General features: G+C 71.7%; 14 protein-coding genes and 2 pseudogenes. 6 read left to right on the forward strand and 10 right to left on the reverse strand.

The genetic code is table 11. The features are described 5' to 3' along the window. Positions 1-36: 36 nt before the first annotated feature. From IE260_RS38050 to IE260_RS38070, 5 genes are all read right to left on the reverse strand, one after another. Positions 37-834 carry a hypothetical protein gene (locus IE260_RS38050; protein ID WP_189880459.1) on the reverse strand — a complete coding sequence of 266 codons (798 nt, stop codon included), beginning with the start codon at positions 832-834 and terminating at the stop codon, positions 37-39. Positions 835-897: 63 nt separating this feature from the next. Beyond that, positions 898-1254 carry a hypothetical protein gene (locus IE260_RS38055; RefSeq protein ID WP_189880460.1) on the reverse strand — a complete coding sequence of 119 codons (357 nt, stop codon included), beginning with the start codon at positions 1252-1254 and terminating at the stop codon, positions 898-900. 211 nt (positions 1255-1465) lie between these two features. Continuing rightward, on the reverse strand, positions 1466-2140 hold the full coding sequence (locus tag IE260_RS38060; RefSeq protein ID WP_189880461.1) for a 3-oxoacid CoA-transferase subunit B: 675 nt from the start codon (positions 2138-2140) through the stop codon (positions 1466-1468). After that, positions 2137-2805: a 3-oxoacid CoA-transferase subunit A gene (locus IE260_RS38065; RefSeq protein ID WP_189880462.1), complete on the reverse strand. Its 669-nt coding sequence runs from the start codon at positions 2803-2805 to the stop codon at positions 2137-2139. Before IE260_RS38065 ends, IE260_RS38060 begins: the two co-directional genes overlap by 4 nt. Next, the gene (locus tag IE260_RS38070) at positions 2802-4007 is read right to left on the reverse strand and encodes a thiolase family protein (RefSeq protein WP_189880463.1); all 1206 of its coding nucleotides are present in this window, start codon (positions 4005-4007) and stop codon (positions 2802-2804) included. Before IE260_RS38070 ends, IE260_RS38065 begins: the two co-directional genes overlap by 4 nt. An 83-nt stretch (positions 4008-4090) precedes the next feature. Between IE260_RS38070 and IE260_RS38075 the strand changes: the two genes are divergently transcribed. Next, on the forward strand, positions 4091-4975 hold the full coding sequence (locus IE260_RS38075; protein WP_189880464.1) for a LysR substrate-binding domain-containing protein: 885 nt from the start codon (positions 4091-4093) through the stop codon (positions 4973-4975). Between the two features lie 84 nt (positions 4976-5059). Here the strand turns inward: IE260_RS38075 and IE260_RS38080 are convergent, their stop codons facing one another. Further along, positions 5060-6403 carry a diacylglycerol/lipid kinase family protein gene (locus tag IE260_RS38080; RefSeq protein ID WP_189880465.1) on the reverse strand — a complete coding sequence of 448 codons (1344 nt, stop codon included), beginning with the start codon at positions 6401-6403 and terminating at the stop codon, positions 5060-5062. A 247-nt stretch (positions 6404-6650) separates the two neighbouring features. Here IE260_RS38080 and IE260_RS38085 point away from each other — a divergent pair. Continuing rightward, positions 6651-6989: pseudogene (locus IE260_RS38085) on the forward strand (cytochrome P450); the annotation flags it as partial. Between the two features lie 79 nt (positions 6990-7068). On the opposite strand, the gene IE260_RS38090 reads toward IE260_RS38085, so the two are convergent. Together IE260_RS38090 and IE260_RS38095 are read right to left on the reverse strand one after the other, a co-directional pair. Next, the gene (locus IE260_RS38090; RefSeq protein WP_189880466.1) at positions 7069-8625 is read right to left on the reverse strand and encodes an oxidoreductase; all 1557 of its coding nucleotides are present in this window, start codon (positions 8623-8625) and stop codon (positions 7069-7071) included. A 414-nt stretch (positions 8626-9039) separates the two neighbouring features. After that, a complete protein-coding gene (locus tag IE260_RS38095) occupies positions 9040-9495 on the reverse strand; it encodes a MarR family winged helix-turn-helix transcriptional regulator (protein WP_229881725.1) in 456 nt (151 codons plus the stop codon). 146 nt (positions 9496-9641) lie between these two features. Here IE260_RS38095 and IE260_RS38100 point away from each other — a divergent pair, with 146 nt between their 5' ends. The 4 genes from IE260_RS38100 to IE260_RS38115 are packed head-to-tail and all read left to right on the forward strand — an operon-like array spanning position 9642 to position 13467. Beyond that, a complete protein-coding gene (locus IE260_RS38100) occupies positions 9642-10556 on the forward strand; it encodes an SDR family NAD(P)-dependent oxidoreductase (protein ID WP_189880468.1) in 915 nt (304 codons plus the stop codon). 25 nt (positions 10557-10581) lie between these two features. Next, a complete protein-coding gene (locus tag IE260_RS38105; protein ID WP_189880474.1) occupies positions 10582-11454 on the forward strand; it encodes an amidohydrolase family protein in 873 nt (290 codons plus the stop codon). 52 nt (positions 11455-11506) lie between these two features. Next, positions 11507-12991: an acyl-CoA synthetase gene (locus tag IE260_RS38110; RefSeq protein WP_189880469.1), complete on the forward strand. Its 1485-nt coding sequence runs from the start codon at positions 11507-11509 to the stop codon at positions 12989-12991. Between the two features lie 11 nt (positions 12992-13002). Further along, on the forward strand, positions 13003-13467 hold the full coding sequence (locus IE260_RS38115; protein ID WP_189880470.1) for a MaoC family dehydratase: 465 nt from the start codon (positions 13003-13005) through the stop codon (positions 13465-13467). 153 nt (positions 13468-13620) lie between these two features. Here IE260_RS38115 and IE260_RS38120 read toward each other — a convergent pair whose 3' ends face one another. Further along, entirely contained in the window at positions 13621-14190 is a 570-nt protein-coding gene (locus IE260_RS38120; protein WP_189880471.1) for a dihydrofolate reductase family protein, read from the reverse strand. Between the two features lie 189 nt (positions 14191-14379). Beyond that, positions 14380-14535: pseudogene (locus IE260_RS38130) on the reverse strand (shikimate kinase); the annotation flags it as partial.

Genomic DNA, 14535 nt, shown 5'->3' on the forward strand with positions numbered 1-14535 from the left:
CCGCGCCGGACGTGTGCGGCCGCGGGACGTGGACGGTCAGCGGCGGGAGCGCCTGCGGGTGATCAGCCAGGTGCCACCGATGATGAGCAGGGCGAAGACGGCCAGCCCTGCGCCCAGGGCCGTGAGCAGCCACAGCCGCTCGCGCAGCTTCAGGGTGCCGCTGAGGGTGATCTGGAGTGAGCCCACCGCGAAGGCGATCGCCGAGGTGAACACGGCGACGAGTTCGACCGCCCGTACGGAGGAGCGGTGCATGGCCTGCTCCAGGTCGGCGTTGGCGGCGTCCTGGCGCCGCCAGCGGGCCTCGTGCTCCGCCTCGCGCGCCGCCCGCAGCCGGGCCTCCTGGATGGCGTCGCGCTTGACGAGGTACTGCTCCAGGAGCAGTTCGCGGCTGAAGGTCCCCTGGCGGGCGAGCATGGCCAGAGCGGCATCGACGTGAGCGAGGGCCTCGTCGTGGTCGGCGCACAGGTGGTGGGCGGTCGCGAGGCGGAAGCGGAACATGTGGTCGTCGGGGTGGCTGTCCACGGCCTCCTGCGCGAGCCGGCGCAGGAGGTCGCCCTGGCCGTCGAAGGGCACGGAGAACGCCAGCCCGTTCAGGCACACGTCCACCACATGCCGCGAGCGGTGCGGGGCCGTCCATGCCCGGTCGAGGAGTTCGCGTGCGTGTTCCGCGGTCAGGACGCGGCTGCCGAACGCCGCGAACGAGCGCAGTGCGAGGACCACGGGCTCGTCGCGGTGGGGGCCGGCTGCCGCGGCGAGGGCGGAGGTGGTGAGGACCGCGTTCAGGTCGTCGAAGGCGAAGTTGGCGCGCAGCTTTCCCGCGTGGTAGAGCAGCATGGTCAGGGCCAGATCCGCGGCCCCGGGGACTCCGGCGATCCCTCTGGCCGCCTCGTCGAGCTGCTAGCGGGTCTCCAGGTGGGACCGGTTGATGAAGCCGTTGCCCAGGGCCCACTGTTCCCGCACGGCGGAGCGGCACCCGGCGGCGGTGTGCGCGGCGATCCAGCGTGCGCAGGCCAGGGCGGTGTCCGAGGACGGACTGTCGGCGAATCGCTGCCGCCAGTAGCGGTCGGCGCAGACGAAGAACGGATCGGTCGCGAAGTTTGCGGAACTGACCTCGAAGTCGGGTTCCTGGCCGCTCCGGTGCAACCGGAGGGCAGCCTCCTCGGCGATGCGCCCCAGGTCGGCGGCATCGGCACCCACGGCCGCTGCCAGCCGGACCCGGATCTGCTCATGCACCCGCGCGGCCGACGTGTCCATCGCTCCCCCATGCGTGATCGTTGTGCCCGCGGAAGACCCTACAGGGGGTGCGATGTGGTACTCAGAGAGGGACCGGGCGCCTTCCGGACCGTCAAGTGGTGTCGAACGGTGTCCGGTCGGCGTCTCGCTCCCCGGACACACACCCCGCCGGCCCGGTCGCGCCGACCGGCCCGGACCACCGGTCCGTTGCCGCCTCGCTCACTGCGTGAGGTCAGTCCCGGGCGGGCAGCAGCGGAAGGTCCAGGCGGCCCGCGAGTTCGTCGACGGTGGTGCCGAAGGTCTCCCGGACCATGACGCCCTGCGGGGTGATGTCGAAAACGGCGAGGTCGGTGTAGACGCGGTCGACGCAGCCCAGCCCGGTCAGGGGGTAGGTGCAGCGGGGAACCAGCTTGGGAGCGCCGGTCCTGGTGAACAGCGTCATCGTGACGAAGACCTTCTTGGCCCCGATCGCCAGGTCCATGGCTCCGCCGACGGCGGGGATGGCGTCCGGTGCGCCGGTGTGCCAGTTGGCGAGGTCACCCGCTGCGGAGACCTGGAAGGCGCCCAGGACGCAGATGTCCAGGTGACCGCCGCGCATCATGGCGAAGGAGTCGGCGTGGTGGAAGTACGCCGCCCCTGGCAGCTCGGTCACCGGGACCTTGCCGGCGTTCGTGAGATCCGGGTCGATCGCGTCGCCGTGGGCGGCGGGGCCCATGTTGAGCATGCCGTTCTCGGTGTGCAGCACCACGCCGGAGTCGGCCGGCAGGTGGTCGGCGACGAGTGTCGGCCGGCCGATGCCGAGGTTGACGAAGGCGCCGTGGGGGATGTCCCGGGCCAAGACAGCGGCGACGTCGTGCTTGCTCAGTGGCCGGCGCTCGTCGTGCGCGCGGGGTCGGTCGGGGTTCATGCGCTTGCCTCCTGCACCACGCGGTCGACATAGATGCTCGGCGTCACCACGGTCTCCGGGTCGAGCGTGCCGGTGTCGACGACTTCGCGGACCTGTGCGATCACGGTGGTCGCGGCGGTGGCCATGACCGGTCCGAAGTTGCGGGCGGTCTTGCGGTAGACGAGGTTGCCCATGCGGTCGGCCCGGTGGGCGCCGATCAGCGCGACATCGCCCTTGATCGGGTACTCCAGCACGTGGACGCGGCCGTCGATGACGCGGGTCTCCTTGCCCTCGGCCAGCAGGGTGCCGGCTCCGGTGGGGCAGAAGAAGGCTCCGATGCCGGCCCCGGCCGCCCTGATCCGCTCGGCGAGGTTGCCCTGCGGTACGACTTCCAGCTCGACCCTGCCGGCCCGGTACAGCTCGTCGAAGACGTAGGAGTCGGCCTGCCGGGGGAAGGAACAGACGACCTTGCGGACCCGCCCCTTCGCCAGGAGCGCCGCGAGACCGGTGTCGCCGTTGCCGGCGTTGTTGGACACGACGGTCAGGTCCTTGGCGCCCTGGCGGATGAGCGCGTCGATCAGATCGACCGGCATGCCGGCCATCCCGAAGCCCCCGACGAGGACTGTGGAGCCGTCCTGGATCCCGGCGACCGCCTCGTCGGCGTGGGCGCACAGCCGCGCGGTCATCGGTGCGCCCCCGTGACGTTCTCCAGCACCACGGCGAGGGCCTGGCCGACGCCGATGCACATCGCGGCGACGCCCCACCGGTCGCCGGACTCCTTCAGCCGGTGGGCCAGGGTGCCCAGAAGCCTGCCGCCGGAGGCGCCCAGCGGGTGGCCCAGCGCGATGGCCCCGCCCTTGGTGTTGACCGTGTCCGGGTCGATCTTCCAGGCGTCCACACAGGCCAGCGCCTGCACGGCGTACGCCTCGTTGAGTTCGACCGCGGAGACATCGGACCAGGTGATGCCCGCGCTCCTCAGGGCCCGGTTCACCGCCTCCACCGGCGCGAAGCCGAACATCTGCGGGTCCAGCGCGAACACGCCACGCCCGGCGATGCGGGCCAGCGGATCGGTGCCGATGCGTGCCGCGGCGGCCTGCGAGCCCAGGAGCACGGCCGAGGCGCCGTCGCTCAGCGGCGAGGCATTACCCGCCGTGATCACGCCGTCGGGGCGGAACGCCGGCTTGAGCGCGGCGAGCTTGTCGATCGTGGATCCGGGCCTGATGCCCTCGTCCCGAGCCAGCGTGCCCCCCTTGCCGTCCACCGCCACCGGCACCACCAGGTCGTCGTAGAAGCCGGCGTCCCACGCCGCGTCGGCGAGGGCGTGGGAGCGGACGGCGAACTCGTCCTGTCGCTGCCGCGGGATGGGGAACCGTTCGGCGAGCTGCTCGTTGGCCTCGCCCAGGGAGACCGTCCATTCCTTGGGCATCCGTTCGTTGACGAGCCGCCACCCCAAAGTGGTGGAGACGGCCGTCACGTTCCCGGCGGGGTAGGCGCGATCGGGCTTGGGCAGCACCCACGGAGCCCGGCTCATCGACTCCACACCGCCGGTCATCACGATGTCCGCGTCGCCGGTCTCGATGGCTCGCGAGGCGATGATCGCCGCGTCCAGGGAGGACCCGCACAGCCGGTTCACGGTCGTGGCGGGAACCGAGGTGGGCAGTCCGGCCAGGAGGACGGCCATCCGGCCCACATTGCGGTTGTCCTCGCCGGCGCCGTTGACGTTCCCCCAGACGACATCGCCGATCTCGCCCGGATCGAACGCCGGCACCTTGGCCAGGACGCCGCGCATGGCGAGCGCCGCGAGGTCGTCCGGCCGTACACCGGCGAGGGCACCGGAGAACCGTCCGAAGGGGGTTCTTGCTGCTGCATACACGTAACTGTCGGTCACGACTTCACGGTAGGGGCGGGAGCTTCATCGTGTCCAAGACTCAGTTCTTCTCCATTGATAAGGGAGCTTTATAAGATTGCCCCATGGAGCTCCGCCAGATCCGCTACTTCCTCACGCTCGCGGAAGAGTGCCACTTCGGGCGCGCGGCCGCCCGCCTGCACGTCGCCCAGCCCGCCTTGTCGCAGCAGATCAAGCAGCTGGAACGCGAGCTGGGCACCCCCCTGTTCCACCGGTCCACCCGGCACGTCGAACTCACCGAGGCGGGACGGCATCTCACCGGCTACGCCCGCACGCTGCTCGCCGAGGCCGAACGCGCACGCGTCCACATGACGGAACTCGCCACCGGCCGCGCGGGCCGCGTCTCCGTGGGTTTCATCGGCACCGCCACCTACGAGGTCCTGCCGCGCGTCGCCCGTACCGTCCGGGCCCGGCTGCCCCACATCACCATGGACCTGCGGGGCGAGCTGCTCACTCCGCAGCTCGTCGACGGCCTGCTCGACGGCACGTACGACCTGGCGGTCCTCCGTTCCGGCGCCGCCACCGAGGGGGTGAGCATCACGCCGCTGCGCACCGAGTCCCTGGTAGCCGTGCTCCCGACCCATCATCCGCTGGCCGCCTGCCGGCGGATCTCGCTGGCCCAGTTGGCGGGCGAGCCCTTCGTCATCCATCCCGCACAGTCGCGGTCCGCCATGTACGGCCGCGTCCTGTCCGCCTGCCGCCGGGCCGGCTTCCAGCCCTCGTCCCTGGTCGAGGTCGGCGAGACCGCCACCCTCGTCGTCCTCGTCGCCGCCGGACACGGCGTGGCACTCGTGCCGGAGTCGGTGCAGAGCCTGCGGCTCGACGGCGTCACCTACGTGCCGCTCGCCGAAACGGAGACCATCGACCTCTTCCTGGGCCGCAGGGACCACCGCACCTCGCCTGCTGTGCAGCAGGTGGCCACGGCCATCGAGGAGTCTGCACAGGCTTGACGGTGGGGCTGTGGCGTCGGCGCCCCGGAGGCGACGCGATCGCCGCGAGCGAGCAGCGTCACGCCCGCTGCCTCGGCGTACCGGTCAGGCTCGGGCCTGACGTTCCGAGGTGCGCCCTGTGCGGCCCAACGCGAGGTCGACGAGTCGTCGCCAGTCCACGGACGGCGCGGGTACCGGGACACCCGGGCGGTCACGCGGCACCTGGACCCGCAACACGCCCGGCCTTACGGTGCACACCACTGGTGTGGCCATCCGCAGCGCCTCGCCGTCCACCGCGACGGGGATCTCGTCGGCATCGGAGGTCACCTCGACCCGTTGCGCCGTCATGACCGTCAGCGCGGCGGACTGCGAGCCCCGTACGGCCAGTTGTGCGGCCTCCGCCGCGCTCTCCACCCGGATCGCCAGTACACCCAGCTCGCCGTCGTCGAGTCTGGCCCGGCGACCGCCCCCGCCGAGTTCATCGGGAGACACGTACGCGTTGTTGCTGACCAGCAGGGCCTGCTGGGACGAGAGGGCGGTGCCGTCGATCGACGCGTCGAGCCGTCGCCCCCCTTCACCGGCCAGCAGGTCCGGCATGAGGGCCAGGGCCGTACCCGCCTTGTCGTCGCGGTACTCGGGGCGTTGCACGACGTCGGCGTACACGCCGAAGGACACGGTGTTGACGAAGGCCCGGCCGGCGACGTCGCCGAGGTCGATCCGGAGTTCCTCGCCGTCGGTCAGCGCGTCGAGGCACCGTGCCGGGTCGGACCGGTCGAGACCGAGGTCCATCGCGAAGTGGTTGCGGGTGCCGGCCGAGATCACGAGGAACGGCAGATCGTGTTCGGCGGCGACCGCCGCGACCAGGGCCTGGGTGCCGTCGCCCCCGGCGACGCCCAGCAGGTCCGCGCCTTCGGCCACCGCCTCGCGGGCCAGTGCCGCCACGTCCGCCGGGGCCGAGGGGTCGAGCAGGAGCACCCGGGCGCCCAGCGCCTCCGCCCGGTCGACCAGCCCGAAGCGGCCGACCTTCCCGCCCCCGGACTTCGGATTCATGATGAGGAACGGCCGCCGCGGACGGGACGCGGCCACCGCTCGCCTCGACCGCTCGGGGCGTGCCTTGCGCAACGCCGCCCGGGCGCAGGCCAGCGCGGCCCCCCAGCACAGGATCAGCACCAGCGCCGTCAGCCACAGACCGTCGAAGGCGTAGAGCACCAGGACCGCGACGGGCGCGGCCACGGCGACACAGGCCCCGATCAGGCGCACCAGGCCCCGGTGTGCCAAGAACCACCAGATGCCCGCCGCGCAGGCGACCAGCCCGAGCAGCCCGGCCGCGATGACCGCCAGCCCTCCCTCCCCCACCGTGAGCGCCAGCACGACCACGCAACCGATCGCCGCGAGCACGGCCAGACGCGCCAACAGCCGCGCGGCCGCACCCCCGGCGGAGCCCGTCACCCGCGTCCTCTCATGACGTGTTCCACCTCTCAGCCTGGCCCGCCACCCCAGACTGCACCCTCCCGGACCGGAGAGCACCCCGGCCGCTCCGTGTGCGCGAGCCTGCAGTCCACCCCCTGCTCGGCCACGCGTGGGAGCAATGGCGCGTTCGGACCGGTATCCGTTCCACATCCTCTGGACCGATCTCCGTGCCGACAGGACCGGCACGGCCCACACCACGACGCGTACGCGGAACCCCCTGCGCGAGCGCGGGACCGTCACCCGGGACCTCGAACTCGGCGGCAAGCGGATCAAGGAGGGCGACAAGGTCGTCATGTGGTTCGCCTCCGGCAACCGCGACGAGGAGGTCTTCGGCAACCCGTACGACTTCGACGTCACCCGGCAGAACAACGACCACATCACCTTCGGCAAGGGCAGCCCCCACCTGTGCCTGGGCAACCTGCTGGCTCGCACCGAGATCCGCATCATGTTCGAGGAACTGATCCCGCGCCTGGCGGACATCAAGCTCGCCGGGGACGTCCCGCGTGTGCGCTCCAACTTCGTCAACGGCATCAAGAAGCTGCCGGTGGAGGTGACGCTCGCCTGAGGCGGTACCGCCGGTACGGCGCGAGCGCGGCGGTCCCGGCGCCGCCCGGACGCGGTGCCGGCCGGCCGTGGCCGCGTCGCTAGTTCTTCTGCAGGGTGCGGGTGACCCCGGCGATGAGGGCGGTGGTCAGCACCCAGCCGAAGGCGATCAGCAGGTAGGCCAGCCACTGGAGGCCGTCGCTGGACCAGTACCAGGCCGTGCGCTGCCCCAGACCGCCGATGGGGATCAAGAGGTCGAGCGTGTAGACGACCGGCTGAAACGGGGCGCCTTCGCCTTGTTTGACCGGATGGGGGGAGTGCGTGCCGAAGGACAGCGTGCCCAGCAAGGTCAGCGCGAGGAGCCAGACGCCGGCCAGCCAGGGGCGGTAGCCGTAGCCGACAGTCGCATCGAGGAGGTGACCCCACACACGCGCGGCCCGGTGAAGGGTGCGACGCCGGTGGCGCTGTTTGGCCAGGAGCACCCGGCGGGCGTCGTCGTCGTGGCCGGCCTTCCGGTACCAGCTCGCCAACTGCTCGTAGGGCTGGGGGCTGTAGCCCGGGCTGCGTCGTATCCACGCCACCCGATGGGCCACGGAGTCGCGCCGCCCCACCGCCTCCCGCCGCTCGCCCGCCTCGTCCACCTTGACGGAGCCGTAGACGAAGCCGTCCAGCTCCACCACGTCCGGCCAGCTGCGGTCGCTGTCGTGGAGGTGGGACACCTGCGCGCCCCGCAGGTCCACGGTGCCGGACGGGGTCCGGGCGAGGGTGAAGTCGAAGTCGACGGCCTGCATCAGCACGGCGACCAGTGACGGGCCGTGGCCGTCGCGCGGCCCGTTCAGGACGGCTCCTTCGAAGGTCAGGTCGTCCGAGATCCGGGCTCCCCGCAGCCGTACGGTCCCGTTCGCCGTGAACCCGTCGGAGAAGTCGAGCGTCGAGGCCACGGCGTTGTCCAGGGCGAGCACCACCCCGCGCCGGCCGGGGTGTTCCAGTAGTGCGCCCCGCATGTGCAGTCCGCCCGGCAGCTGTGCTCCCATGAGACGGACTTCGCCGCGCGCGACGAAACCGTCCTGGCAGTAGACGCCGCCCTCCGCGACCAGTCCGCCGGCGGACACCGCCCATTCCCCGGGTGCGGTGACTTCGGCGCCGTTGAGGTTCACCGCGCCGCTCACCCGGGCGTTGATGAGCGACAAGGCGGTGACCCTGCGGTGGAGGGGCGAGACAGCGCCGCTCTCCAGGCGAGAGCGGCGCAGGTCGAGTCGTCCCTCGACACGGGTCATTCCGGCTTCCACGCCCGGCGCTCGGCTGCCCGTGATGGCGATCGACTGGGCCGACGCTCCGGAGAGGTCCACGCCCTCCTCGAACCAGCAGTCCTCGAGCCGTAGGTCGTGAGCGATCTGCGCGCCGGCCAGGTTCAGGCGTCCCGATATCCGCGCCCCGGCGAGCCTCAGGCACGCGACGGCGCCCGGCTGCGCGGCGTTCGCGCCCAGGAGGAGCGCAGCGATCACGACGGCCCGAACCGTCCGTCCGGGGCCCCACTGCCCACCTCCGGCGACACGGTCGTCCTCGGGCACACCCGTGCGCAGGTCCACGCGGCGTCCCTCCGGGAACGCGTCCCACAGCGCACGCTCCGGTGAAGTCAACTCGTCGTATGAGAGCACCCGTGCAGACTAGTGATCTGCCCTCGCCCTGCCCCACGCGCGCCGATGCCTGCCAGGGACCGGCAGGGCCCGGTTGAGTCGGGCCCTGCCGCCGCTGACACGTCCGTTCAGTCGTTCAGCCCGCAGCACCGGCGGGTGCAGGCTCGGTACAAGAGGCGTCTGCCCTCGCCGAAGCGAGACCGGCGGCGCCGGCCTCGACGGCCGGGTCGGGGATGATCCGGGCCACCTCGTGCTCGGCTCGGCCGGCGCCCCGGTCCGCGAGGGCGACGACACCGTCGCCGCGGTGTGCGTCGTCGCCCCTGTCTTCCGGATGCCCGGCTCGCCGGGCGTCGCCCACGGCGCCCAGGCGGTGGCCACCGCTGCCGTATCGCCCGCCTCCTCACGGGCCGGCCCGTACTCCTCAGCGGCGCCGCATCACAACAGCCGGCGCCAGGTGTGGTCCAGCGCCGCGCGCAGCTCGGCGGTCCGGTCGGCGCCGAGCCCGTCGGTCATGCGCTGCTCCAGCTCCCGTACCGGCTGCTCGTACTCGGCCAGAAGCCGGCGCCCGGACTCGGTCAGCCCGATCAGCAGCTCGCGCCGGTTCGCGGGGTTGGGGCGCCGGTCGACATGGCCCCGGGCTTCGAGGGTGCGCACCATGTCGGCCATGGACTGGGCGGCGACGAAGGAGTCCCGGGCGAGCTGGGCGGCGGTGAGGCCGTCGTGCCGTTCCAGCACGGTCAGCGCGGTGTACTGCAGGGCGGTCACGCCCGCCGGCTTGAGCACCTGCTCAAGTCGCGCCCGTACCACCTGCTCGGTGCGCTTGACCAGGTAGAGCAGTGAAGGAGCTGTCCGAGCCTGCTGGTCGGCCGGCTGTGCAACGGCGTCGGTCACGGCGCCCCTCCCCTGTGGCTGTGCCGATGGGCGCACCATCCCGGTGGCCCGGTGAGAAAGTCCACCGTACCCCATTGACAGGTTTCCTGCCGATCACGAGACTGAGCCCTCATAGCCAGGAATCCTGTCAATGAGAGGTGGTTCCCATGGACCTTTCGGGGAAGGTGGCCGTGGTCACGGGCAGTGGCCGGGGGCTCGGTCTCGCCTACGCCCGCGCGCTCGGTGCGGCCGGGGCGTCGGTCGTGGTCAACGACGTGGACGAGCGGGCTGTCGAGGCCGCGGTCAGGAACGTGGAAGCGGCGGGCGGCAAGGCGTTCGGGGTGACAGCCGCAGTCGGTACCACCGAGGCTGCCGAGGCGCTGGTCTCCGCGGCGGTGGAGCACTTCGGCCGGCTCGACGTCCTGGTGACCAACGCCGGCATCCTGCGCGACAAGGTGCTGTGGAAGATGACGGACGACGACTTCGACGACGTCGTCCGCGTCCATCTGCGCGGCACCTTCACCTGCGCCCGGGCCGCCGCGGTCCGCATGCGCGAGCAGGGCGAGGGCGGCCGGATCGTCCTGATCGGTTCACCGGCCGGGCAGCGCGGCAACTTCGGGCAGACCAACTACGCGGCGGCCAAGGCCGGCATCGCCGCCATGGCCCGCACCTGGGCGATGGAGCTGGCTCGGGCCGGCATCACGGTGAACGCCGTGGTCCCGGTGGCCGCCACCGAGATGACCAAGACCATCCCGGCCTTCGCGCCCGCCATCGAGGAGTCCGAGCGCACCGGCGCTCCCCTGCCGGAGTGGATGCGCAAGGACGAGGGGCTGGGCACCGTCGAGGACGTCACCGGCCTGATCGTCTTCCTCGCCTCCGACGCCTCGGCCGGCGTCACCGGACAGGCCATCGGCCTCGGCGGTGACCGCCTGGCCCTGTGGTCCCACCCCAAGGAGAAGGCGACCGCGTTCCGCGACGGCGGCTGGAGCGCCGACGCGATCGCCGAAGCCTGGGCCGGCGGCGTCGGGTCCGACCCCGAGACGTACGGCATCCCCGCCCCCAAGCCGCCGACGGACAAGTGACATGAGCGCCCGCACGAACGCCCTCATGGACACGGGCCGGCTCACCGCGATCGACGTGCACACGCACGCCGAGGTCTCCCGCGCCGGCCATCCCTCGCTCAGCCCGGAGCTGATGGCCGCCTCGGAGAAGTACTTCGCCGCGCACGGTCACCGTCAGCCCACGATCGAGGAGACGGCCGAGTACTACCGGCAGCGGAACATGGCGGCCGTCGTCTTCACCGTCGACGCCGAGCACGCGCTCGGCCACCCGCCCATCCCCAACGAGGAGGTCGCCGAGGACTGCGCGGCCCACGCCGACGTCCTCGTCCCGTTCGCCTCCCTCGACCCCTGGCGGGGGCGGGCGGCCGTGCGCCAGGTGCGGCGGCTGGTCGAGGAGTACGGCGTACGGGGCTTCAAGTTCCACCCGAGCCTGCAGGGCTTCTCGCCCGACGACCGCATGGCCTACCCGCTGTACGAGGCCATCCAGGAACTGGGGGTTCCGGCCCTGTTCCACACCGGGCAGACCGGCATCGGCGCCGGTGTCCCCGGCGGGGGCGGCATCCGTCTGAAGTACTCGAACCCGATGCTGATCGACGACGTCGCCGTCGACTTCCCCCACCTGCCGATCATCCTCGCCCACCCCTCCTTCCCGTGGCAGGACGAGGCCCTGGCGGTGGCCACCCACAAGCCGAACGTGTACATCGACCTGTCCGGCTGGTCACCGAAGTACTTCCCGCCGCAGCTCGTCCGCTACGCCAACACGCTGCTGAGGGACAAGGTGCTCTTCGGCTCCGACTACCCGGTCATCACCCCCGACCGGTGGCTGGCCGACTTCGGCGAGCTCGACATCAAGCCCGAGGTCAGACCCCGCATCCTCAAGGACAACGCACTGCGGCTGCTCGGCCTGGACAAGAGCTGACGCGCCCTTCCCCGTACCGGCCCCTTCCGAACCCGAAAGGCAGGGCATTCGTATGCGCAACCACGGCATCGGGTCCTGGACCGCGCGACGCGCCCGCAGGACACCGGACCGACCCGCCGTCGTGTACGGGCACGTCCAGCTCACCTACGGCCAACTGCACGACCGCACCACCCGCCTGGCACACCACCTGCGCGGGCTCGGCGTGCGTCCCGGCGACCGTGTCGCCTACCTCGGCCCCAACCACCCCTCCTTCCTGGAGACCCTGTTCGCCGCCGGTCATCTCGGGGCCGTCTTCGTACCGCTGAACACCCGCCTCGCCGAGCCCGAACTGCGGCACTGTCTCGCGGACTCCGGCGCGAGTGTCCTGGTGCACACGGCGGCGTTCGAGGCGTTCGCCGGCTCCTGCGACGTCCCGCGCCGGGTCGCGGCCGGAGCCGCCCTGGACGAGCGGCTCGCCGCTCTGCCGGCGACGCCCCTCGACGTGCCCGTCACCCATGCCGACATCGCGATCATCATGTACACCTCGGGCACGACCGGCCGCGCCAAGGGCGCCGTCCTCACCCACGGCAACCTGATCTGGAACAGCGTCAACACCCTGGTCGACGGGGAGTTCTCCGCCGGGGACGTCACCCTGCTGTCCGCGCCGCTGTTCCACACGGCCGCCCTGAACATGACGTGCCTGCCCACCGTCCTCAAGGGCGGCACCCTCGTCCTGGAGGACTCCTTCTCCCCCACCCGCACCCTCGACCTGATCGAACGACTCCGCGTCACGGTGATGTTCGGCGTGCCGGCCATGTTCCAGCAGGTGGCCGCGGCAGCCGGATTCGCCGACGCCGACCTGTCATCGGTGCGCATGCTGCTGTGCGGAGGCGCCCCCGTCCCCGAGGCGCTGATCCGCACCTACCAGGAACGCGGGATCGGCTTCCTCCAGGGCTACGGCATGACCGAGGCGTCCCCCGGTGTCTGCCTGCTCGACGCCGACCACGCCCTCGGCAAACCGGGCAGCGCGGGACTGCCGCACTTCTTCACCGACATCCGCATCGTCGACCCGGCCGGCGACGACGCCGCACGCGGCGAACTGCTCGTGGAGGGCCCCAACGTCATGCGGGGCTACTGGAACCTGCCCGAGGAGACCGCCACGGCCCTCCAGGACGGCTGGTTCCGCACCGGGGACATCGCCGCCGCGGACGAGGACGGATACGTCACCATCGTCGACCGCGCCAAAGACATGATCATCTCGGGTGGGGAGAACATCTATCCGGCCGAGGTCGAGAAGGCCCTCCACGAGCATCCTGCCGTCGACGACTGCGCCGTGATCGGCATCCCGGACGAGAAGTGGGGGGAGGTGCCCCGCGCCGTCGTCGTCCTCGCCCCCGGCGCGGAGGCGACCGCCGAGGACATCCTCGTCTTCCTCGACGGCCGCCTGGCCCGCTACAAGATCCCCAAGTCACTCGTCTTCACCGACGCCCTGCCCCGCAGCGGCGCGGGAAAGCTGCTCAAGCCCCACATACGCCGGACCTACGGCACCACCTCCTGAAAGGCACCGCCATGACCGCCCTGCGCACCGCCACCGGACTCGACGAGATCAAGGCCCTCGCCGGCGCCGACCTCGGCCGCACCGACTGGCAGGAGATCACCCAGGAGCGGGTGGACACCTTCGCCGACGCCACCGGCGACCACCAGTGGATCCACACCGACCCCGAGCGCGCCGCCACCGGCCCCTTCGGCGGCACCATCGCCCACGGCTACCTCACCGTCTCCCTGATCATCCCCCTCTTCAACCAGCTCCTGGCCATCGAGGGCACCTCGATGAGCATCAACTACGGCCTGGACAAGGTCCGCTTCCCGCACCCCGTGCGCGTCGGCGCCAAGATCCGGCTGCACGGCACGGTCGACTCCGTCGAGGACGTCCGCGGCAACGGGGTCGAGATGCGCATCGCCTTCACCGTGGAGATCGAGGGCGCCGACAAGCCGGCCTGCGTCGCCCAGGCCATCTACCGCCACTACGCCTGACCCCGCAAGGCCGGCACACGCCGTTCACCGCGCCCAGCGCCCCCGGCCCGTCCGACGGAGTACGGGGGCGCTGCCGCAGCGCCGCAACGCCCCCCGCCACGTCTCCGGGACTGCCGCGCGATCTCTTTTCAGTCAACCGTGGACCGGGCGACATCACGCACCGCGCACCACGCGGTAGCGGAGGTGGACGACCGGGGAGCTGAAGGTGCGGGTCTCGACGAGTTCGAGATCCACCCGGCGCTCGTGCCGGGGAAAGAACGGAATGCCACCGCCCACCAGCACCGGGTGGATCCTGGCCCGGTACTCGTCGATGAGATCCGACGCGGCCGCCTCGGCGGCGAGAGTCGCGCCGCCGATCGCGATGTCGCCCTCCCCCGGCTCGGCTCGCAACCGCTCGATCTCCTCCGCCAGGCCGCCGGACGCCAGGCGGGCGTTACCCCGCACCGCCGACAGCGTGGTGGAGAACACCACCTTGGGGAGCGGCTTCCAGAGCGCGGCCCACTCGAGCATCGAGTCGTCGAGCGACGGATCCTGGTCGGCGGTCTCCCAGTACAGCATCGTCTCGTACAGCCGTCGCCCCAACAGGTGGACGCCGACCTCTCGGATCTCGTCGATCCAGGAGCGAAAGACCTCCTCGTCGGGCGCCGTCCAGTCGAAGCGGCCGTCCGGCCCGGCGATGTAGCCGTCCAGTGAGACGTTCATCGAATAGGTCACTCTGCGCATCAGGAGTCCTCCTCGGTGACGGGGTCGACTGTAGGACCGCCGGACGCCGGGGGACTCGTCGCAACGCGTGAGATCCGATGCCGCCGCGGAGCGTTCCGGACGGGCTGTGGGATCGTCCTGAGCCGCTGTCGCCGCAGCGTGAGCGGCGCTTCGCGGTCCGGGCCGCAAGCCGTTGCCGGACCAGTGCTGTCACGCCCGTGTGCCCCGGCGCGTCGTACCCGCCCCGCCACCACCCCCGGTCGACTCCAGCACGGCTCGGGTGACCTCTTCGGGGGTGCGCGCGTCGGTGGCGACGACGACGGTGGCCACCTCCTCGTACAGATGACGGCGGGCCTCCATCAGCTC

The organism is Streptomyces viridiviolaceus, from assembly GCF_014650995.1.
Taxonomy (GTDB): Bacteria; Actinomycetota; Actinomycetes; order Streptomycetales; family Streptomycetaceae; genus Streptomyces; species Streptomyces viridiviolaceus.